Here is a 23852-nt window from a genome sequence, read left to right as displayed (position 1 = left end):
AGTGAAGTTGCAGCAAATAGAGTTATGTATTCAATATCAAGTTGGATTGAAAGGAAATTATTTCTGAAAGTGAATGCAACTAAATCCAAAGTGGTCAGACCGATGAGAAGTAAGTATCTAGGATTCACATTCTTAAAGAATGGTGGCCAATGGAAAGTTAAGCCTACAAATGATAAGAAAGCGAAGCTATATCAAGTAATGCGTGAATATCTCAAAAGAGGAAAAGCAAATGCAAGGCCGTTGGCAGTAACTATAAAAAGAGTAAATCAAATAGTTATGGGATGGATAAATTACTTTAGAATCGGAATGATGAAACAATTTATGAATGAGTTTGGTCAATGGCTAAGACATAAAATAAGAGTAATTGTTATAAAACAATGGAAAAAGCCAAGTACCATTTTTCGTAATCTGGCATACTTGAACAGAAAATATAAGAATGGGTTTAATGAAGAAAGTATTTTCAAGGTTGCTAATTCAAGGTTGGGTTGGTACAAAAGATGCAGTATGGATGTAGTGAATTACATTTTAAATCCTACACTACTTGAAACAAAAATAAAGGATAGAGCTGGCTTGCTCAATCCTTTAAATTATTATCTAAGAAATGTTGGAATATAAATTGTAGAGCCGTATACGAGACCCGTACGTACGGTTCAAAGAGAGGGAAATAATTCTTTGCAATTATTTCTCTACTCTAGTGCGCCCAGCATGGGCGCAATCTAACGGGTGAAAGTCCCGAGTGCAGGTTAGTAGTGCCAAGCACATAGCCAAGAGCAAGGGTGTCCTCGGTGACGGGGAATCTGAAGGAAGCTGGAGGCGAACTTCTGGTCTGACGAACAGAAATCACATCAGGCATATATAGACTGGGTAAGGTTGCTAGACAAATTAAAGCCCTAAACTACTCGGAAGTCTATGATGTAAATGTGGCAGATAGATGGAAGGAAAGATTGCGTTCTTACCTGGGGAGGTCTCACGGACGTGTGGAAACATAGAGTATGAAACACGGTTGAAACAAGATTTATCGTGAGAAGTCAGCAGACGTCATAGTATGTGACACAGTCGACGGTGTTACAGAAGGACAGAACTTTAGGAGATGAGAGTAAATGAATGTTACCAACAAAGAAATAAAATACAGAAAACTTCATAATGAAATAGATGAAGGCTATCTGCAAATGGTATCCGCGGAACGGAAAGAGTATGCAGAAGCGTATGCTTCTTCAAGGATAACTGAAAACAACGTCATCAACACAGATTTTAGGGCGGATAGATTATTGGAAAAGATATTGGGAAAAGATAACCTTTATCAAGCATATGAGAAGGTAAAATCCAATAAAGGAGCTGGAGGAGTTGACAAGATGGGAGTGGGTGAACTTCTACCATATCTTAAAGAGAACCAAAGGCAACTATTCCAATCAATCAAGGATGGCAAATACCGTCCGAACCCCGTAAGAAGGGTAGAAATACCCAAGGATAATGGGAAAATGAGAAATCTAGGAATACCTACTGTAGTCGATAGGGTAATACAACAAGCAATATCACAAGTATTAACACCGATATTTGAGAAACAATTCTCAGATAATAGCTATGGTTTTCGACCAAAACGAAGTGCACACGATGCCATGAAGAAATGTATAGAGTATACAAACGAAGGTTTTACTTACGTAGTAGATATGGATTTAGAGAAATATTTTGATACAGTGAATCAAAGTAAACTGATAGAAATCCTATCTAGAACAATCAAGGATGGAAGAGTTATTTCACTGATTCATAAGTATTTAAAAGCAGGAGTTGTGATAAATCATACATTTAAAGAAACAGGAGTCGGCGTACCTCAAGGGGGACCGTTAAGTCCGCTTCTTAGTAATATCATGTTAAATGAATTAGACCAAGAACTAGAAGGTAGAGGGCATAGATTTGTAAGATATGCGGATGACCTAATTATCTTTTGTAAAAGCAAAAGAAGTGCAAGTCGGACACTAACAAATATACTGCCATTTATTGAAAATAAGCTATTCCTAAAAGTGAATCATGAGAAAACTGTGGTTTCATATGTAGGAAGGATTAAATTTCTAGGGTTTTCATTCTACAAACATAAAAGTGGAATGAGATTGAGAGTTCACCCCAAAGCGATACAGAAGATGAAAGCTAACGTAAAAGCGTTTACAGCAAGAAGTAATGGATGGGGAAATGAATTTAGAGCAATGAAAATAAAGAGATATATCCAGGGTTGGATAAATTACTTTAAGATAGCAGACATGAAAGTGCTAATGAAACAGACGGATGAATAGATGAGAAGACGTATCCGGATGGTCTACTGGAAACAGTGGAAGGAAATCAGAACTAGACATAAAATGTTGAAACAGTATGGAATTAATGAGTGGAAAGCATGGGAGTTTGCAAACACAAGGAAAGGCTATTGGAGAATCTCCAACAGCCCTATTCTAAGTAAAAGCCTAGATAACCAAACATTAAGCAGCCTAGGATTTATTTATTTTTCTGTTTATTACTCGAAAGTTTGTGTAAACTAGAGAACCGCCGTATACGGAACCGTACGTACGGTGGTGTGAGAGGTCGGCTAATCAACTAATGATTAGCCTCCTACTCGATTTTTCTTATTTTTAAAATGACTTTTGGATTTTTATTATGAAAAACTAATTACTAAAGTCACAGTAAAAATGACTATTAGTATATTGTTTAAGAAAGCTTATAAAAACATAATTATATGAGGAATACACAAAGTTGTTTAAATTTAAGGGAGGTTAGCATGAAAAATAATAGGTATAAGATTATATCCACTGTTTTGATCTTTGCATTGGTTCTGACAATGATACCTACAAAGGTACTGGCAGAATCGGTAAATAATGTTCTTGTTAAAAATCAAGAAAAAACAGAGCATTGGGCAGGTGATATGATTGAAAGTTTCATCTCAAAAGGTTATATAGAAGATAAAACTTTAGAAGAATTTTCTCCTGATAAACCTATCAGCAGAGGAGAATTTGCATCTTTAATTTATAATGTTACGGGTCTTGAAAAAACAGATTATAACCCTGTTTTTTTAGATGTAAATAAAAACACAGAAAACTATTATAAAATAATTGCTCTTTACGAAAAAGGATGGATTAAAGGATATCCTGATAATAATTTCAAACCTAATAAAACCATCGATCGTTATGAAGCAGCAACTATTATTTTTAATTTATTAGAATTAAAAGAGGACAGTGAAGAAGAATATTTCACAGATTGTAATGAATTCCCAAGCTGGGTGAGATATAAGCTGAATACCTTAGCTAAAAATAATTTCTTTACAGGCTATAAAGACAAGTCTTTTAGAGGCGAAAGAGAAATGCTGAATAGTGAGGCTGTGGCATTTTTATATAGATCATCTGATACTTTAATAAAATATGCTAAAGATAATAAAACAGAAACAAAACCTTCAGTTTCGGGTAAAAAACATTCAAGATCAAATTCAAATAATTCCGGTTCAGACGGAGGACAAGTTTCAAATCCAAACAAACCTGATATAACATCAGGCTCAAGTATTGGATATAATGGAAGAGTTTATAAAGAACAAGAGGTTAGCATAAAGCAAGAGCCAATAAATTCTCAAGATGAATTTGACGTAACTTCAATTATGCCAAATCATGGAACTTTAGGTACATACGTTACTTTGAGAGGGCAGAATTTTACTGAAGACTTTACAGATTTTAAAGTATATTTTGAGGGTAAAACTCAAGGAAAAACGGAAGCGCAGATTGTAGATTATAAAAATGGAGAAGTTGTCGTAATTTCTCCTATAATGGAAGTGGAAAATTATAAAGTATACGTGGAAACACAAAATATTACTTCTTATAAATATGATTTTACCGGCGAATCTTTAGATGTAAATCTAATTATGGATAGTGCAAATGATTTAATAGCAGATACAAAAGAATTAATTGACAGTACCATACATGAAATTCAAATAGCATATACACCTGAACTTGAAGGCGCAGCATCTTCAAGCTTAATAAATGATTTAAATAAATTAAAAACTGATTTAGATAATCAGTTAGCGGCTCTTAATAATAGTGATTCAGAAGTAGTTGCAATATTTAATCAGCTTATGGCTACAGAAGCATTGGTAAAACAGAAAGCTGATATAAATACTGCCATAGATCTTTTAAATCACTCTACTGCCTCTGAATCACTTGATAATATAAATACGGCACTTAAAACAATAAAAGAGGTACACTCAACTCTTAAAACAGCAAGAACTTGGATGCGAAGTATAGGAACAGCAATGATTATTGCTGGAACTATAGGTAGTATTTTTTCTTTTGGAGCTACAAGCGGCTTAGCAGTACTTGGAAAATCTATACTTACGTTTTGTGAAACTGTTTTAACGCCGGTTATTTCTACACTTACAGGTATAATATTTGTTCTTGAATGTGTGCCTTCATATGCAGTGGGAGATTCCTTTGAGACTAGAGTTGTTTCGGATAATTATGGATTAAATGAAGGTTTCTCTTCACTTAGAGAAATACTTGGACAAAGGTCAAGTACAAATGATTTATATGAAACGGCTTTAAGATTGAGAACTTCAACAATACAGTTAAAAAGTGATATTGATGGTTTATATAGTCCTTTAGAAGCTTTTGGAGTGGACTTGGAGTTACTTGAAACTGTAAAAGATGACAATGTTTTAGATCAGCTTTACAAAGATATGAAGGAATCTAAATCTGATGCACAAAATTTAGATTCTTTAATGTCAGGATATACTACAAATTCTAAGTTAAATAGTTTTTTATCAGATGTAAATATTTATATAAATCTTATTGAAAACGATGCTTCTCTTGTATATACAAACAGAGACAGTTATAATTATATTTTTACAGAAGCAGATGAAATTATTAGTGAAGCAAGAGAAATTTCAGATCATATAAAAACTGATGCAGCTCCTATAGCAGGTGGAGTTGGCGGTATTGTATGGGAGAATATATATAGTTTTAATTTACAAATTTGGTCAGATACCATATTGGAAAAGCATGTTTCAGATTTTGAAGCGAGAAAAATTCTTATAAAGCAATTATTTGATGAAAACCGTAATGCCAGTGACTTTAGTCAGATTGAAATTCTGCCTGCGGAAATAATGGACACAAATGCAGGAGTAATATATGTGGGAAGAGATTTATGTTTAAAAGGTACTATGGACTTTGAAGGCAGTACTAATGAAGGGTTAATTGTTGATGAGATAACAGGTGCTGTTAAAGCAGATTATTCTAATCCTATTTCCGGTGGTTTGGAATATGTAATAGGCGGAGCCATATCTTGGTTTGTTGATGATATTATTGGTGATATATTTGATTTTGATATTGATTTAACTGATGTAGATGTAAAATTAAAGCTGGAATCAGAAGATGAAAGCATTGTAAGCGGACAATGGGACGGAGATAAACTTGTAATAACAGGGCATAAGCCTGGTATGGCAAAGGTAAAAGTTATAGCAGATATAGAGCAAGTAACTGGAAAAGATGCAAAGATTCCTATTGAATCAGCATCAATTACAAGAACTTATGTAGTAATGTCAGGAACTCAAACTCAGCCTCCATATACATTAGGACCAAGGATAGATAAAATTACAAATCTTGAAACTATGGAAGAATCTCCTTTTAATATAGCGGCATATATAGGTGATCTTATTAAGATAGAGGGGTTTGGGTTCAGTAAAGATGTTACAAATCATCAAAATGTATATATGCAGCCATTAGAGAATTATAATGACACAGGAATATTAGAAAAAAGATATTTTTCCAATACTGATTATACGTCTTTTCAGATGGAAGTACCTGATACTTGTGATGGCAGTTTTTATGTAACTATAGGAGAAGATCAAGATGATTCTCCAACAGATGCTAACGGTAAGATTTATAATTCTAATATTGTTAATATAGATATAAAAAATAATGAATTACATAGTGTACCATCTTCAGCCATTGTAGGAGAAGTTTTGAACATATCTGGCAAAGGATTTTCCCATTATGGAAAAAATAATTTAATAGAATTTTTAGATGAAAATGATGAGAATATCAGAAAAGGTATTGCACATCCTGTCACTCAAAGTAAAAGTATAAATGGAACTGTAGGAGAAACTACGGATTCCATAAATGACTTTGGCGGAACTGTTAATTGCGATTTCCATGAAAACTTAACCTTCAAAACTCCTGATATTGAAAAAGATACAATGTATAATTTGGATGTAAATACTTTAAATAATAGATTTTTATCAAACAAAAAGCCTGTAATGGTAAGAAAATTTTCTGAAAGTGAATCTTTAGAATCATCAACATTGAGACCGGATATTGCAGTAAATGAATCAAATTCCGATATGACAGCTGTTTATATGGATTTGAGCGATAATGGTGGTTTTGCACTTATGGGAGCTTTTGCAAATGGGACAGAAGAAGAATTTAAAGAAGTAAATTTGATAAGTTCAAATATTGGCGGTATTGAAACAGCACCTGATGAACCATATATTGATTATGAACTTGGTACTTATGGTGTGGTGTGGATTGGAAAAGACTCAAGCTATCATGATGACGTATTCTTTACTTTCAGTAACGATGGTAAGAATTGGTCTGGTGAAATGAATATATCAAATGTGCCGTATGTTTCTGCACAGCCAAAGATAAAATTATCAGATATTGATAATGATTCAGATGCTGATGCACTTATAGTTTATACACAAAATGGTGCTGAGGAAAGTGAAGATACTCAAATTAAACTGGCTGTTTTAGAAAATACCGGTTCGGATTTTGAACTAAGAACAATAAAAGATATATCAATTAACGATGGTGCTGAACCATCAATTGATTCAATTGATAATCATTTAGTTATAGCATACAGTGAAGCACCATCTATGGGAAGCCAAGAGACATACAATAGAAAAATAAATTCTTATGAAGCAGATATAAATAATTTTGATACAATAAATGTAGTAAGAAATGTTATCTCAAATATTGCAGGTAAGGTTGATTATTGTTTAGATACACCTGATAATTTATTCTTGTATGCAACTGCCAACTATCCAGAAGTAGCTTTGTATAAAGATGGAGATAATTATAAGACTTATTATGTATGGGAACAAACCAAGAAAGAGTATGACAGTCATTATGGAATTAATGATTTTAAAAGTGAAGAGGTTTATTTTGCTGCATATGAAAATGGCTCGGAAGCTATAGAACCTAAAAATATATCTAATACAATAAAACAGTCTCAAGATCCAAAAGTTTCTGTTGATGATGATGGCGTTGTTTCCGTTGCATTTATTGAAACGGGGGTATATGAGCAAAGTTATGCACCACATGGCTTTACTACAGAAGTATATTTTACAAGAACATTTGACGATGGTGAAACTTTTACAAGACCATATATGGAGCTTGATGCTGTAAATGGAAGGATTGGGCATATTAATCTTGAATCTTATGATAGTGGTCATAATACTGTTATTTATGAAAAACATGATGATAATGATATTCCAACTGTATGTTATATATCCACAAATGATTATGAATATAATAAAAATAAGCTGGATAATATGGATGAGAATAATGAAGAGGCTAAGTATAATGAATATATAATAAGAACATATGCTGATAAAACTGTTTCAGACATACCATTGGTTGCATATGAACAGCCAACAGGAGATATAGTTATTTCAAAAATTAATGGTGAGAATTCAAGAAAAATCGTTCGAAATAATTCCACTGTAGGAAGAATTTCTTCAACCCATGATGGAAGATATCTCTATTATACACAGAAATGGTTAATGCAATCTGAAGCTGATGGTTCACATCCGATAAGGTTATCTCTTGGAGAATGGGAAAATTGTTATATTGGAGCATATATATCTCCTAATGACAAATATCTAGCATGTTCAGGTACAGGTGAAATGATTGGAACGGGTGGATTTATTACAGTGGATACTGAAGATTTATCTTCTAGTACAGCAGGTTGGTATGCAGAAGCGAGTAATAGCATGTGGGCTACAAGCAGAAGTGATGATTATATGCTTTTACAGTCCTGCGGTGATTGGTGGACAAATAATTATAATAACCGTTTTAATTTTTCAATGTATAATGCACCTGCTAATCAAGGAGATGCATGGCCTGCTGTTAATATATCAGGCTCAGCTATAGCGTATATAGATACAGATAAGGAATTAGGCGAATATGATTGGGACTATTTAAACAGAGATAAATATTTTGATTCAGATGATTTATATATTAGGTTTAAAGAGGACCAAGAAAATAATATAAAAGTGGATTCTTCAAGTTCAATGCCTGTATTTTCACTAAATAATCAATTACTTGCTTACGTAAAAAAAGAAAGCAATGTTAGGAAGTTAAGAATAGTTAATATCAATGATTTATCTGAAAAAGCAGAGATTGATCTTTCAAAAGATTTATTTAAACCGTGGTTTACTTCAGATAATTCAAATTTATTATTTAATACTTACGATAATGGGAATGTTACAATAGCAGGAGTACCTGTTACACCTTCTCCGGTAGGAATTTCCATTGGCGGAAATATCAGCTCTCTAGTGGGTACTAGCGGGGAGGCAGGACTTTTGACTATTACGAAGTTCGAAAAAACAGTAGAAAAACCTATAATTGTCAATGATACGGAGATAATTATAGAACCAGACGAAGAAAAGGCTATAAGTCAAACATTTAATGAAGGTGAAAGTGGATATGTTGAAATATCCTTAGCAGAGGCTCCAACTAAACCTGTTAAAATTTTTATTACCTATAATGGAAATGATGCTTTTGATGTAGATGGCCTTTATGTAGATTGGTCAGACTTATCTAATCCTGTTTATTATTATCCTAAACTGGTTTTTGATAGTACAAATTATAATATAGCACAGAGATTTACATATACATGCAGAGAAGATGAAAAAGTAAGAGGACAAGTTACAGGAGATTTAGAAATTATAATAAGTTCTGACGATGACCTGTATTATGCTACTCAACCTCAAAAAGTAACCTTAACAGCCGTAGATAATGACTAAAAGAGTTTTAAAAAGGTTTTGAATAATTAAGAGATAAAATTAGATTATATCTCCAATCAATAAATATAATTGATTGGAGATATTTATTTTTTTAAAAAATTTCTAAATTTATTAAAACTTATGAATTAAATTTAGTTACTAAAGTCACTTTAAAAGTGACTACTGGTATATTACATATATTAACATATAGTATTAAAATATATATGTAATTATTATTTTGCTGAATTGTATATATGAATACTTTTTGCATATTCAGTAATATGTAATTACTGAATTTAAAGGGAGGATTTTTTAATGGAAAAAGTACATAAAATTGATTTTATACTTTATGGGGACGATATGCAGTTTGTGGAGATAGAGCTGGATAGAGGAGAAAGTGTATTAGCTGAAGCCGGAGCAATGATGTACATGGATGAGAAAATTGTTATGGAAACTATTTTCGGTGATGGCAGTGAAAAAAATCAAAGTAAAGGTATTATGGAAAAATTAATTGGTGCAGGGAAAAGAGCTATTACCGGAGAAGGTATTTTTATGACAATGTTTTCTAATATTAAAGAAGGCAAAGCACGTGTTGCTTTTGCAGCACCTTATCCGGGTAAAATAATATCTGCTGATTTATCCGAATTTGGAGGTAAATTAATATGTCAAAAAGACGCTTTTTTATGTGCTGCAAAAGGTATATCTATTGATATCCATTTTCAAAAAAAGATTGGAGTAGGCTTCTTTGGGGGAGAAGGCTTTATTATGCAAAAGTTAGAAGGTAATGGTATGGCATTTTTACATGCCGGAGGTACAATTATCAAGAAAGATTTACAGCAAGGAGAAGTTTTAAGAATTGATACAGGTTGTCTTGTTGCAATGACATCAGATGTAGATTATGATGTTCAGTTTGCTGGAGATATTAAATCCGGTTTGTTTGGGGGGGAAGGCTTATTTTTAGCAACACTTAAGGGACCTGGTTCAGTTTGGCTGCAATCATTACCATTTAGCAGAATGGCTGACAGAGTTTATTCCGCTGCAGGAGGAAGGGGGAATAAAGGAGAAACAAAAGGCATAAATAATCCGCTTGAGGAATTATCAGGACTTGCTAATTTATTCGGTAGAGATTAGTAATAAGGAGATTTTTTAATGAAAAATAAATTTACTTTTTTAATTATGGCGTGCTTGATCATTGTTTGCATAACAGGATGCCAGGGAGAAAAAAATATAAAAGAATCACCGGCAGAAAGTAAAAATACTGCAAATAATGAAAAAATTTCAGGCAAAGTTGATTGTGGTGATAAGTTCAAATGCGGAGATTTAAGCTACAGTGTTATTGGTGTTAGGACTAATGAATATGACAACGGAGCTAAATATTTAATTTTAAAAATGGAGGCATATAATAACAGCCTCAGTGATGTAATGTTTTCTGCAATTGATAAATTTAAACTATATGGTAAAAGCAATGAGGAGTATACGCTTGATCTATTTGCAGATGTTGATGTTAGACTGGAAGGACAAATAACCTCCAAAAATAAAATAATGGGTGAAGTGGCTTTTGACGTTACAGATAGTAAAGATGAAAGCTATATATTACATATTGGAGATAATTATGATAATTATAAACCGGCATTTAATATCTCAGAAAAAGATATAGACAAGACCTTTGAAGAATGTTTTGAAAGCAATGGTGTAAAAAGTGATTATGGTATAGGAGATACTATAGAATCAAAACAATTTAATGTAACATTAGATAGTGCCCAAATTAAACCTTCAGATAAAGAAGGCAAAGAATTATTAGTGTGTGAATTTACTATTAAAAATAATAAAACGGATAATGGGACTTTTATGCTTGGATTCAGCATATTGGGAGCTTATAACTCTAACGGTTTAAAACTTGATGTTAAAGATATAGATGTAACACTTCCTGTTGACATTAATGGTAATTCTACAGTAACAGGTAAGGTGCCATTTTATATTGAAACAGGTACAAGAGATTTTTATGTTACAGTTAAGCCTGATCTAAATGAGTTTGATAAGATGGTTAATATTGTATTTAGTGCGGAATAGTTTAAGGAGGATTATGGTAATGAAAAATAAATTAAAAATTTTATTTTATATGATGGTAACACTTCTTGTGTTAAGTTTAAGTTTGACAGGATGTTCAGACAAAACAGAAAATTCATCAGATGATACGGATAAAAACAAACAAGAAATATCAAAAGAAGAATCAACAAATAAATTAGATACTAATCTTGAAGGAGCTGCATTGCTTGAATCTATAAAATATGAATTGCCAAAATCATTAATTATGGAAACAGAGCTAAAGGGATCAGGTTTTACATCAACTTCAACTACTTATTATAGTGGTGAAAACAGCAGAATTGAAACAGATACTCCAGGAGTAGGAAAACAGATAACAATTTATAATGCCAAAGAAGGAAAAACCTATGAATATACAGAAGGAGAAAAAACAGGTATATTAATTACGGACGGAGAAGAGGATGTTGATATGGAAGGTGAAATGGAATCAACATCAATACCTAGTTTTAAAGATTTAGTTGATGAATCTACAGAAAATGTAGTTGCCAGAGTTGAAACTTTAGATGGTGAAGAAGTGATATTTATGGAGACTACACAAGCAGAAGAGGGTATGGGTGAAGCCACGGTACATATGTGGTATTCTGCCAAATATTGTGTGCCTTTGAAATATGAGATGCTTATGAATGGGAACGTTATGATGAGTTCGGTTGTTAAAGATATAAAATCAGATACAAAGATTAAGGATGATATGTTTACACCACCAAGTGATATAGACTTTAAGGAGTATGATTTAGACTCACTTTGGTAATATATTTATTTTAAAATTCAATATCATTTATTTTATCTCTTTTAGATTACAGGTAAAACCCTTTGAATTTAATTTCAAAGGGTTTTACCATTTTGTAAAAGTGTATAATAACACTTTTCTTTTTTATGCATATATAGTATTAAAAAAATAAACTGTATAAAGGAGAAGTTATGAGGACGATTAATAATTATAATGGAATGGGAAATTTGGTGATGGATACTTCTTCATTGATTCCAACCGGCAACGGTACTTTAAGAAGTATTTATTTTGATAATGCAGGAACAACGCCTCCGTTTAATTCAGTTGTTAGGGAATTGCAAAGATATACACCTTGGTATAAATACATATCAGATAAATCGGCAAAAGCAAAATTTCTTTCTGATTTATATGAAGAAAGCCGCATAACAGTTAAAAAATTTGTAAATGCAGATATGGATAATGATACTGTAATCTATACAAAAAATACAACGGAAGCAATCAACATTTTAAGTAATGTTATATGTCAGAAAAACACGGATTTTAAACCTGTAATAATTACAACTTATATGGAGCATATGTCAGATTATCTTCCATGGAAATTCAGATGTGATACTGATCTAGTGGAAGTAGAACCAGATGGCAGGCTTTCCATGCTTGATTTAGAAAATAAATTATTAAAGTATAAAGGAAGAGTTAAACTTGTAGCAGTTACAGGTGCAAGCAATATAACAGGTTATATTAATCCCATACATGAAATAGCTAAATTAGCTCATGAATATAATGCCGAGATTTTAGTTGATAGTGCTCAATTGATTCAACACCGAAGGATAGACATGAATCCTTCAGATGTTATGGAGTGTATTGATTATATTGCATTTAGTGCACATAAAACTTATGCACCGTTTTTTTCAGGTGCCCTTGTTGGAAATAAGCATGTTCTTAATAGCGGATATCCTTTATGCTTTGGAGCAGGAATTACAAAGCTTGTTACAGATAATGAAGTTATACTTAAAGACAGCCCTAGCAGATATGAAGCTGGCTCAAATAATATTTTAGGGGTAATAGCTCTAGCTACAGCAATTCAAACCATTAATCAAATCAATATGGAAAATATAAAAAGGCATGAAATGGAATTATTGATTTATGCTATAAAGAAATTAAAACAAAATTCGAGTATAATTATTTATGGTGATACTGAATATTTAAAAGATAGAGTCCCTATTATTGCATTTAATGTAAAAGATAAGACACATGAAGAAGTAGGAAAATATTTATATGATGATTATGGTATTATTGTTAAAAATGGAATGTGTGGTGCTGATTTATATGTAAAAAAGTTACTTGAAGGAAGTCCATATACAGGAATTGTAAGAATAAGCATGGGTTTATACAATGAGAATTCTGAGATAGATAGATTAATAAATGCATTAAATAAATTAATTTAATACAATATATGTATACCATTTGAAGAGAGTTTCTCATGCAAGTGGTATTTTTATATATCACAAATTAGTACTATTTGCATACTTTAAAATAAGGAGTGAATTATTGTGTCGAAAATAATTAATTTTAGAACTGTATGTTATCCTTATGATAAAGTAATCGAAAAAATAGTAGAACCAATAGCAAGATATTTACCTTATTCAACACAAAATTATGAGTATTTGGAGGGAGGCTTAAATGTAAGCTTCTTTCAGGAAATTCATCCTCATAATGATGTTTTTATGTCACATGGCATTGCAGATAAAAATTGGCGTAATGCAGATATTGTAAAAGACTATGATTATATTTGTGTATCGGGACCATTGTGGCAAGAGAAGATGATTAAGCAGGGTATTCCATCCTCAAAATTATTGCTTACTGGATATACTAAAATTGATCCTCTTTTTAAATTAAAAAAGGACCAAAAAATTAATGATAAAAAAATAAATGTTTTATTTGCACCTACTAATAGTGTAGCCGCAAGAGTAATAACCTATGAAAAATTATTAAAAACAATTAAAGAAGTTTCAAAAGATATCAATATTATTTATGCATATCATCCTGGAAATGACAAATCCAGTATAACGTATGAACAGTATCTTATTGCTGATGTAGTTATAAGTGATATAAGCAGCACTTTATATGAAGCGTGGGCATTGGATATTCCTGTGGTCTTCCCAGATTGGGTAATAAAGGATGAAGTTGTAAATAATTATACTGATTCTTTTGAAGATTTTATATTTAAAAATAATATTGGGTATCATGCCTCTAGTTGTGAGGAAATGATTAAAATGATATATGAAGCAAAAGAAAAGGGTTTAGATAATAAAACGAAAGAATTTATCGAAGGAATTTTCCCTACGGAGCTTAGAGGCAGTTCAGGGAAAATTACTGCTGAAATATTACAGCAAATAGCTGATAATTAGGAGTGAATAAAATGGATGTAATTATACTTGCAGCAGGAATTGGTAAAAGAGCAAAGTTGAATTATCCAAAACAATTTATGAGGCTTGGAGGTAAGCCTCTTATTGTTCATGCTATAGATTTATTTAATAAAGTATCAAATACAGAAAAAATAATAATTACTGTAATACCGGGTCAGATGGATTTCTTTAAAGAACTTATATCAGATTATGGTTTTAGTAATTGCATATGTGTAGAGGGCGGTAGTACTAGACAAGAATCTGTATACAATGCGCTTCAAGTTTGTTCTTCTGAAAGAGTTATTATACACGAGGCAGTAAGGCCATTTGTGACACTTGAATTTTTAAAAAAATTAAAAGAAAAAGAGGGAGAGGCTGTTGTCCCTTGTGTACCTGTCACATCAACTGTTTTTTATAAAGAAGATTTTTTAGACAGAGACAAGGTGTTATGTGTGCAACTGCCACAAATATTTAACACGGGACTTATAAAGAAGGCTCATGAGTTAGGTAAAGGTAAAAATTATACTGATGATTCGAGTTTATTGCTTCATGAATTAGGAATAGATCCTGTTATAGTTGATGGACTTGATCAGAATATAAAAATAACCACGCCTCAAGATATTAAGATAGCCGAGGTGATTTATAATGAATCTTGTTGTAATAATTGGTGGTAGCAGTGGCATAGGCCTTTCTCTTATGAAAACCTTATCAAATGATTGTACTGTGGTAAATATATCAAGAAATTCTGCAGAAGGCCTGAATAATATTAAGGCTGATGTAACAAATAGAGAAAGTATAAGTAAAGCTTTTAATGAATTATTAAAAGTATATGGTATACCGGATATTATGGTGTATTGTTCAGGATTTGTAGATCCTCAAGGTATTTTGGAAATAACAAAAGAAACTTGGGGCAAAACTATAGAGACAAATTTAACAGGTGCGTTCTATTGCACGCAAGAGTATGTTAAAGCAGCAAAAGAAAAAGGCGGAAAGATTGTGTATATTTCTTCAACATCTGGTATGAGACCTCAACCCGGTTGGAGTGCATATGCAGCATCAAAGGCTGGACTCATTAACTTTTCATTAACAATGGCTGAAGAATTAAAAGACTATAATATGAAAGTGTATTGTTTAGCTCCGGGAAGATGTGCTACGCCACTTAGAAAAATTTTGGCTCCAAATGAAGACCCAAAAACAATAATGCAGCCACAAGAAGTTGCTCAATTTATTGAATATTTAATAACAAATGAAAACCTTATTGATAATCAAGTTATAGTAGTGAAAAAATACAAATAAACAAATGTAGTAAATATTAAAATAAATTTTAAAAATATAATAATCATACTAGTACGGTACAGAATTTAATTCTGTACCGTACTAGTATGATTAAATAATTTGTATATAGAGAAATTGAAAAAACAAAAATGCTAACTAAGGTATTTATATATGGTTGGCGACTTCATAAGCATCCCAGATGCCATACATTATATTTGAGACTTTTTTGGCATCACCTAGTAAATATATTTCTGGAATTTCGAATTCCAAATCCTTATAAAGATTATTATTTTCTACATAACCGACAGAAAGAATTACGGAATCACAATTTATGGCTTCCCTGTTATCTAAGGTTAATTTATCTTCATTATAGCTGATCGCCTTACAATTAGTGATTACATTAATGTTATTAAAAGGAATTAATTTTTCTAACATTTCACTGTTAGCATGGCATAAAGGTTTATTAACTGCTAGGAGTTTGTCTAAAGCTTCTATTATAGTAACTTTTTTTCCTTGCTGTGCAAGCCATAATGCTGTTTCGCAGCCAACTAAACCTCCTCCGATAACAACTGTAGCTTTACCGGGATCTTTTTCTTTCATTAAAACCTGCTCAGCAGTAAATACTTTTTCATCATCGCCTAATGATAAGACTTTAGGTAATGATCCAGTAGCAATGATTACAGTATCTGCATTAGCTGATATAATTTCATCTTTTGAAACAGTAGTGTTAAGATGTATAGGTACATTTAAATCTTTTAATGTGGAAGCATACCAGTTTGCTAAAGCAATATCATCATCTTTAAAGCTTGGTGCTCCTCCGGGCAGTAGGTTTCCACCAAGACGAGATCCTTTCTCAAATAGTTCTGGTTTATGACCACGAAGAGCGAGAACTCTTGCGGCTTCACAGCCGGAAACCCCACCACCTACAATAATAACTTTTTTAGGAACTAAGATAGGGTTAATTGCCGTAGCTCTTTCTCTACAAGCCTGTGGATTTACAGCACAGTTTAAAGTAGAATATTCTTGTATTCTTCCCATGCATCCTTCTTGACAGGAAATGCAAGGTCTAATAAATTCTATCTTCCCACTTCTTAGTTTATTGACGTAATCTGGATCAGCAAGAAGAGGGCGGCCTAAACTAATCATATCTGTAATATTTTCATCAACTGCTTTTAATGCAAGGTTTGGATTATCCATTCTTCCTGCGCAGATAATAGGAACATTAACTGTATTTTTCATCAATTTTGCAAAAGGCATATATAGTCCTTTTTTTTGATACATAGGAGGATGACTCCACCACCAAGAATCATAGGAACCGACATCTGTATCAAGAGCATCATAGCCATATTCAACCAGAAGTTTTGCTGCTATAATACCTTCATCTAGATCACGACCTTTTTCTTCAAATTCTTCATCTGGAAGAGCCCCGTCTCTTAAGTTTTTAATAAAGCTCTTTGGACTATATCTTAAAGTAACTGGAAAATCTGCTCCACAAGTTATTTTTATCTCTTGAACAATTTCTTTAGCGAAACGAAGACGGTTTTCTAATGAACCACCATATTCATCAGTTCTATGGTTAAATAGAGATATTGCAAATTGGTCAATTAAATAACCTTCATGAACAGCATGAATTTGTACTCCATCAAATCCGGCTCTTTTTGCATTGTAGGCTCCTTTTCCAAATTGCTTAACTATAGTGTTGATTTCATCCTTAGTTAGCTCACGGCAGGTTTTATCTAACCATCTATGTTGAATAGGAGAAGGTGCGACAGGAGGAAATTCCCCAAGATTAGTAGGAATAGTAACACGTCCAAAACCGCCGGACATTTGTAAAAATATTTTAGCGTTATATGCGTGAATCCTTTCAGTCATTTCACGACCAGTACGAATAAATTGTACTGGATTATGAGTTGAACACGGACAATTTGGCATACCGTGCTCCTCAATTACATTGTCAACAAAGGTAACACCGGTGATGATTAAACCAGTACCACCTTTGGCACGAGCTGTATAGTAATCGATACCTCTTTGATTAAATCCGCCTTCAGCATCAGCAAGACCAAGTGGTCCCATAGGAGCCATAGCAAAGCGGTTTTTTATTGTGCATTTACCTATAGTTATAGGTGTAAATAACTTTTGATATTTAAAACTCATAATTATCTCCTTATATGGAATTAATTCGTCGAATATATTCGATGAAATTATAATAACATAGAGAAATTACTATTGCAAGTAGTGTTTTTTTTTAATAAAATGAGTATAAGGAGATTTAAAATTATGACAAAAATATTAACAAATAGGGACAAACAGGCAATTGCTACAAAAAATAAAATATATAAAGTTGGTATAAAGTTATTAAAAAAGGATGGCTTTGATGATGTAAATATTACGCAGATAGCTAAAGCGGCGGGTGTTTCTGTAGGAACCTTTTATCATTATTATCATTCAAAATTGGATTTATTTATGGATTTGTACAGAAATGCAGATAAATATTTTGAGAAGGTAGTTGTAGAAAAGTTAGAGGGACTTACCTTTAAAGAACAAATCTTACTTTTTTTTGATGAATATTGTAATTTACCTGAAAATGATGGTGTGGAATTAACTAAAAAGATTTATGTACCGGAAAATAGTTTATTTTTAGAAGAACCTAGAGCTATGCATCAAGTTCTTTATGATATTATCGAAAAGCAAATACCTGATATTAAAGTTCAGGATTTATCAAATCAACTGTTCTTAATTGCAAGAGGTGTTGTTTTTGATTGGGTGTTAAGAGAAGGAAAATATGATATTCATAAAAAGATGAGAGAAATAATTAATATATTTCTAAATAATTTATGAAAAAGAAGCAAGGCTTATTTGATTACGAGGGCTGTTACACTAAATAATGATATATTCTTTTTAGGTATGCAAGTAAAATATACAAACTAATTTACTTGGAAGGGAGTATATAAGCAAGTGTAATTGCTCCTTTTTTATTTTATTAATTTAAATAACTCACGCCAGCTTTTAATATTAAGTTTCTTATAAATATTAAGAGTATGTTTTTTTAGAGTATTGGTACTAATGCATAATTGATTACACATATCTTCTCTGTTGACTCCATCTAGTAAGAGATATACTACTTCTATTTCTCTTGGTGTTAAATTGTATTCTTTCGTAAGCTTTTCACTAGTAGGATAGTTTTTTCTCTTTTCTCTATACTTTTCCATGGATTCTGAAAGCCTATATCCTAGATGATCTTTTAGTAAATCTAAAAGAAGTACTTCTTTGTCAGAAAAATCTTGTTCATCTTTTTTTCTAAATAAAGTTATAACTCCAAGAAATTTTCCGTTATGAATAATAGTTAGTATAACAGAATAGTGAATATTAGAAGGTGCATACATTGATTTATAAAATGGTGTGTTTATACGTACTTCTTCATTCAATAAATCTGTTTCTCTATATGCTTTTGAAGTTGGAGCGGCAAAGGTCCATCTTGTATAGTCTAATTCTTGATATTTATCAATGTATACTTCCCACCTACTATCAGGCATTCCAGTTCCTATTGGGCGAGTAAGCTCATAAGGGTTTTCGTCAGAAGTAAGGTAAAAGGTAGAAATTGAAAAAGGAATTAAGAAGTTTAGTGCAGACAATATTTGTTTTCTCATTTTATCAAAGGGCTCTACCGTATAAATTTTATAGATAATATCATTTAGTAGCATTACGCTGTTTTCATCTAACATAACTTCCTCCCTTAAATTATAAATAGGATATTAGTATTATATTATAATTGTCCAAGAAAAAATACCCCTATAATGAATATACTACTTTTGGAGTACAAATAATTATTAAGGTGCATAGAAATTATTATAATAGATAATTTTCGAATATTCAGTTTTTTTGTAGAATAAGTATAACAATATTGTTATTTAATTTTTAGGAGGTTTCAAAATGGATTACGGAATTATATCTTGTATACCTATAGCGGTTTTAATTATTGGTGTACTTATCACAAAAAAAATGCCTGAGATGATTATATTATCATCTGTAATAGGAGCAGTATTAGTTTATAAATCTGACTTCTTTTCTGGGTATGTGGGGATGCTTTACGGAGCACTTTCCAATGAGTCTTATCAATTTTTGCTTATGTTATTACTAGGTTTTGGTGGAATCATAAAACTGTTTGAAAAATCAGGAGCATTACTTGGATTCAGCAATATTATATCAAAATATGCCAACGGTCCAAAGAAGTCCATGGTAGCTACTTGGATCATGGGTGTCATCATGTTTGTAGATGATTATTTAAATGTACTTGCTGTATCTTTTTCTATGAAAGAGATTACTGATAGAAATGGCGTTCCAAGAGAACATTTGGCATATGGAGTAAATTCAATGGGTGCATGCGTATGTGTACTTGTTCCTTTTACCAGCTGGGCTGCATTTGCAGTTGGATGTATTTCGGAGCAAGGTTTGGGATTTAATGATTATGTTAAGGCAATTCCTTATATGTTTTTCCCAATAATTGCGATTTTAGTATGTTTGTTAGTGGCAATAGGGGTAATACCAAAAGTTGGATTAATTAAAAGGGCATATAAAAGAGTTGCAGAAGGAGGTCCTGTTATTGTAGAAGAGGCACAGGGGCAAGCGTCTATTGTAAAAATGGAATCACCAGAAGCCAGTGAAGAGGTTAAAGCATCTTCTCCATTAAATTTTATAATTCCTATTATAGTATTAGTAGTAGTTATGCTTACCTTTAACAATGACGTTGTTAAGGGAATTATTGCAGCATTAGTTGTTCAGGCCATATTATATGTATCTCAAAGAATAATGAAATTAAGTGAGTTTATAGAAAACTTCTTTGAGGGTTTGGCAGGAATGGCTCCTCTTGCATTTATAATTTGTTTTGCATATATACTTGGAGCTGCTAACGATGCACTGGGATTTTCAACATTCGTTATAAATGCTCTTACAAGCACAATTCCACCGAGTTTACTTCCGGCAATAGCATTTTTGGTTGTGGCTTTAGTTGCTTTTGCAGCAGCAAGCTTTTGGGTTCTTATTGTTATTACAGTTCCTATCTTTATTCCACTTGCAATAAATATGGGCATTGAGCCTGCAATGGTAATTGCTGCAATTATGTCAGGAGTTGCTTTTGGAAGTAAATTCTGTTTTTACTCAGATGCAGTATTTATGACATCAGCAGGGACAGGAGTATCCAATATGACACAGATAAAAGCTGTGGCACCCTATGTTTTAAGTTCAGCATTCCTTGCAGCTATATGTTTTGCAATAGTTGGATTTGTATTCATATAGTGGGGTGAAATAATGAAAGCAGATATTATATTAAAGAGTAAAAATATTTTTACTGGACTAGACGATTATCCTGTTTCAGGGGCAGTTGCAATAAAAAATAATAAAATTGTCGCGATAATGAGTGAGAATGAAATTAAAAATTTAAATGTTGATAAAATCATTGATTATGGTGATAAGTTAATAATGGCAGGTTTTATAGATGCACACGTACATTATTTTATGGGAGCTATTTCATATAGTGATTACATGTGTACAGAAATAGCGCAAGGTACTTCTGAGGAAGATTGTATTAAAATAATGAAAAAATTTGCAGAAAAACATCCAAATGTTAAGAGGCTACTCGGTATAGGATGGTTCCCGGCAAATTGGAATGATGCACCACTTCCTTCTAAAAAATCTTTAGATGAGGCTTTTCCTGATAAGGCAGTATACTTATTGTCTGCAGATGTTCATACTTTTTGGATGAATACAAAGGCATTGGAAGAATCAGGGATTAAGCCAGACATGAAAATAAGAAGCGGATCTGTTGGTACTTATGAAAATGGTGAGCTTAATGGTTTATTATTTGAACCGGATGCTTTTGAACCGGCAATGGCAAAAGTACAAGAATTTGATAAAGAAATTATGAAAAAGATAAATAAGGATTTCTTTAAGCACATTGCTGCAAGTGGAGTTACTTGTATTAGTGATATGTCAGCTGATCAATATGATGAAGTTTCGTATAATAAGTATTTGGCAGTAAAAGAAATGGAAGAAAGTGGAGATATGACATGTAGGTTTCATATATACACTCATTTAGACGGATACACGGATTTTAGTAAAGCAAAGTTATTACAGCAGGAATTTTATTCTGAAAAGTTAAGAGTAAATGGAGTAAAGGGTTTTCTTGATGGAGTAACATCGACCTTTACAGGGCTGATGTTGGAACCTTACAGTGATAAACCGGAAACTACCGGAGTGGGAGTGCCAAATGTTCCAAAGAAAGAAATGGAAAAATTTATTATTGCTGCCAATGCTGCAGGACTTCCTGTAAGATTACATTGTATTGCAGATGGTTCTGTGAGAATGGCATTGGATATGTATGAAGCTTCCATTAAGGCTAATGGCAAGCATGGTCTTGCCAATACAGTTGAGCATATTGAGAACATACATCCTGATGATATTCCAAGATTTAAGGAACTGGATGTAATACCGTCTATGCAGCCTTATCATTTAATCTTAGATTTTAATGAAAAGATAAGCAGAATAGGTAAAGAAAGATGCAGATGGGAATGGCCGCATAGAAGTTTACTTGACAACGGGGCAGGGCTTGCCTTTGGTACTGATTATCCTGTGGTGGATTTTAATCCATTCCCTAGTATTTATGCCGCTGTTACGAGAATGGATGATAATGGTGTTCCAACAGGAATAAATCCCGAGGAAACTATAACATTATCAGAGGCATTAAAGGCATATACTGTAGGAGCTGCAAAGGCTTATGGCAGAGATGATATTGGCGTTTTACAAGAAGGTAAGTTAGCAGATATTATAGTTGTTGATAAAAATCTATTTAATATTGCAGCAGAAGAAATAAAGGATTGCCATGTTCTTATGACTATGTTTGATGGAAAGGTAATCTATGAGAAGTAAAAGAATTCAGGTTTTAGTTGCAAGTTTAATAATAAATTTATGTACTTTGCGATACGTATAAATTCAGGATTTGGAAAAGCATTTAGGCAATTTGTTTGAATGCTTTTTCTTATATAGAGTGAGCACTTAGAGTTACATAGATTATTTTATAATTTGATAATTAACATTTATTGAATAATTAAATTTTAAATAACTATGATCTAAAGAAAATAAAAAAATAAAATTATAACGACAAAATGTGACAAATTTATCTACCTTGTTTATTATATAATAATAATTCACACGAAAAATAAAACAGGGGAGGAAGTTATGAAAATTATATGTGATAATTGTAATTTAAAGAATCAATTAGAAGAATATCGCTGTAAATTAAATGAATTAGTATTGGAAAAAAAGAGTTTATTAGATAATGAAGTAATAGATTTAAGCAAATTACTTGATAATCTAATAAACAATTGCGTTTTTTGCAGTAATAATTTAAACTTGTTTTTTAAAACTAAGATTAAATTAAAAGATATCTTTAATATACATTCAGCTTTTTATTATTATGGGGAAAAACATCTCTTTACTAATATGTATTTATACATAAATGAAGGAATTAAAAACGAAGAACTTATTTATGTATCAATGAGTGAAAACTTATTTGTTTCTTTAATAAGATTTCTAAAGAATAATAATATTTCTATGGATTATATTAAATACAGACCAATTAAAGAATTAGTTATGAGCAATAAATATGGCGGCTTAAGCAGATTAAAAAGAAAGATAAATAAGATAATTGAAGAAGATGAGTTAAAAAAATATAAGGGGATTCGATGGATTGGACAACCAACTTATGCAATTGGTGAGACTTCACAGGCGGATTTTCTAAGCTTAGAAATAAATTTAAATAAGGTATTAGAAAACACTAATATATCACTATTATACATCTATGATGCATATGATTATATGTACGAAGGTAAATTTGTAAATAAGCAAGAAATAAAGGGTTTATAGAGACACATTCTGTTCTTTTAAAAGGTACATTTTTAGAAGAGATTAATTAATTTTAATTTAAAAAACAATTAATACATAGCCTTCATGAGAAATGAACCGACCCCCAAAAGTTAGACCTAAGAATCTAACGATTGGGAGGTCGGTATTTTCATGGCAAAATATAGTTATGAATTTAAGAAAAAAGTAGTTATTGCCTATATTAGAGGTGAAGGTGGTACCAGATATCTAGCAAAAAAATTTGATATAGCACATAAATCTTCAATTGAAATATGGGTAAAGAATTATAAAGAGTTTGGAGACGAGGGCTTACTTCGTTCCAGAAAAAATGATATATACCCTTTCGATTTTAAATTTCATGTGGTAGAGTTATATCTATCAACAGAGGTCTCTTATCAGGAGC

General features: G+C 32.0%; 17 protein-coding genes. 15 read left to right on the top strand and 2 right to left on the bottom strand.

Annotated features, from left to right (window positions below; translation table 11 throughout):
- Positions 1-102 precede the first annotated feature (102 nt).
- The 10 genes from K292_RS0111920 to K292_RS17075 all read left to right on the top strand — a co-directional run bounded on the left by K292_RS0111920 (position 103) and on the right by K292_RS17075 (position 15556).
- Positions 103-615, top strand: coding sequence for a group II intron maturase-specific domain-containing protein (locus K292_RS0111920; RefSeq protein WP_330364981.1), 513 nt, complete (start codon positions 103-105; stop codon positions 613-615).
- A 485-nt stretch (positions 616-1100) separates the two neighbouring features.
- Entirely contained in the window at positions 1101-2285 is a 1185-nt protein-coding gene (ltrA, locus tag K292_RS17080) for a group II intron reverse transcriptase/maturase (RefSeq protein ID WP_330364979.1), read from the top strand.
- Positions 2286-2761: 476 nt separating this feature from the next.
- Positions 2762-9046, top strand: coding sequence for an S-layer homology domain-containing protein (locus K292_RS0111910; protein ID WP_027400014.1), 6285 nt, complete (start codon positions 2762-2764; stop codon positions 9044-9046).
- A 294-nt stretch (positions 9047-9340) separates the two neighbouring features.
- Complete coding sequence (locus K292_RS0111905) at positions 9341-10156, top strand: TIGR00266 family protein (RefSeq protein WP_027400013.1); 816 nt, start codon at positions 9341-9343, stop codon at positions 10154-10156.
- A gap of 18 nt (positions 10157-10174) precedes the next feature.
- On the top strand, positions 10175-11095 hold the full coding sequence (locus K292_RS0111900) for a DUF4352 domain-containing protein (RefSeq protein WP_027400012.1): 921 nt from the start codon (positions 10175-10177) through the stop codon (positions 11093-11095).
- 19 nt (positions 11096-11114) lie between these two features.
- Positions 11115-11876, top strand: a complete 762-nt coding sequence (locus K292_RS0111895) for a hypothetical protein (RefSeq protein WP_027400011.1) — start codon at positions 11115-11117, stop codon at positions 11874-11876.
- Positions 11877-12046: 170 nt separating this feature from the next.
- The gene (locus K292_RS0111890) at positions 12047-13300 is read left to right on the top strand and encodes an aminotransferase class V-fold PLP-dependent enzyme (RefSeq protein WP_051280714.1); all 1254 of its coding nucleotides are present in this window, start codon (positions 12047-12049) and stop codon (positions 13298-13300) included.
- A gap of 105 nt (positions 13301-13405) precedes the next feature.
- Positions 13406-14263, top strand: coding sequence for a hypothetical protein (locus K292_RS0111885; RefSeq protein WP_027400009.1), 858 nt, complete (start codon positions 13406-13408; stop codon positions 14261-14263).
- Positions 14264-14274: 11 nt separating this feature from the next.
- On the top strand, positions 14275-14934 hold the full coding sequence (locus K292_RS0111880; RefSeq protein WP_037373174.1) for an IspD/TarI family cytidylyltransferase: 660 nt from the start codon (positions 14275-14277) through the stop codon (positions 14932-14934).
- Positions 14906-15556, top strand: a complete 651-nt coding sequence (locus K292_RS17075) for an SDR family oxidoreductase (RefSeq protein WP_051280711.1) — start codon at positions 14906-14908, stop codon at positions 15554-15556. The genes K292_RS0111880 and K292_RS17075 overlap by 29 nt, the downstream gene beginning before the upstream one ends.
- A 144-nt stretch (positions 15557-15700) precedes the next feature.
- Here the strand turns inward: K292_RS17075 and K292_RS0111870 are convergent, their stop codons facing one another.
- Positions 15701-17689, bottom strand: coding sequence for an oxidoreductase (locus K292_RS0111870; protein ID WP_027400007.1), 1989 nt, complete (start codon positions 17687-17689; stop codon positions 15701-15703).
- 123 nt (positions 17690-17812) lie between these two features.
- Here K292_RS0111870 and K292_RS0111865 point away from each other — a divergent pair, with 123 nt between their 5' ends.
- Positions 17813-18373, top strand: a complete 561-nt coding sequence (locus K292_RS0111865) for a TetR/AcrR family transcriptional regulator (protein ID WP_027400006.1) — start codon at positions 17813-17815, stop codon at positions 18371-18373.
- 134 nt (positions 18374-18507) lie between these two features.
- Here the strand turns inward: K292_RS0111865 and K292_RS0111860 are convergent, their stop codons facing one another.
- Positions 18508-19257, bottom strand: coding sequence for a helix-turn-helix transcriptional regulator (locus K292_RS0111860; protein WP_027400005.1), 750 nt, complete (start codon positions 19255-19257; stop codon positions 18508-18510).
- Between the two features lie 208 nt (positions 19258-19465).
- Between K292_RS0111860 and K292_RS0111855 the strand changes: the two genes are divergently transcribed.
- From K292_RS0111855 to K292_RS0111840, 4 genes are all read left to right on the top strand, one after another.
- On the top strand, positions 19466-20827 hold the full coding sequence (locus K292_RS0111855) for a Na+/H+ antiporter NhaC family protein (protein WP_027400004.1): 1362 nt from the start codon (positions 19466-19468) through the stop codon (positions 20825-20827).
- Positions 20828-20839: 12 nt separating this feature from the next.
- Positions 20840-22456 carry an amidohydrolase gene (locus K292_RS0111850; RefSeq protein WP_027400003.1) on the top strand — a complete coding sequence of 539 codons (1617 nt, stop codon included), beginning with the start codon at positions 20840-20842 and terminating at the stop codon, positions 22454-22456.
- 309 nt (positions 22457-22765) lie between these two features.
- Entirely contained in the window at positions 22766-23452 is a 687-nt protein-coding gene (locus K292_RS17070) for an MEDS domain-containing protein (RefSeq protein WP_245570864.1), read from the top strand.
- Between the two features lie 150 nt (positions 23453-23602).
- On the top strand, positions 23603-23852 hold a 250-nt coding region (locus K292_RS0111840), incomplete at its 3' end, for a helix-turn-helix domain-containing protein (protein WP_027400002.1).

It is taken from the genome of Anaerovorax odorimutans DSM 5092, assembly GCF_000426305.1.
GTDB lineage: Bacteria > Bacillota > Clostridia > Peptostreptococcales > Anaerovoracaceae > Anaerovorax > Anaerovorax odorimutans.
This window is presented reverse-complemented; position numbering and strand designations above follow the sequence as displayed.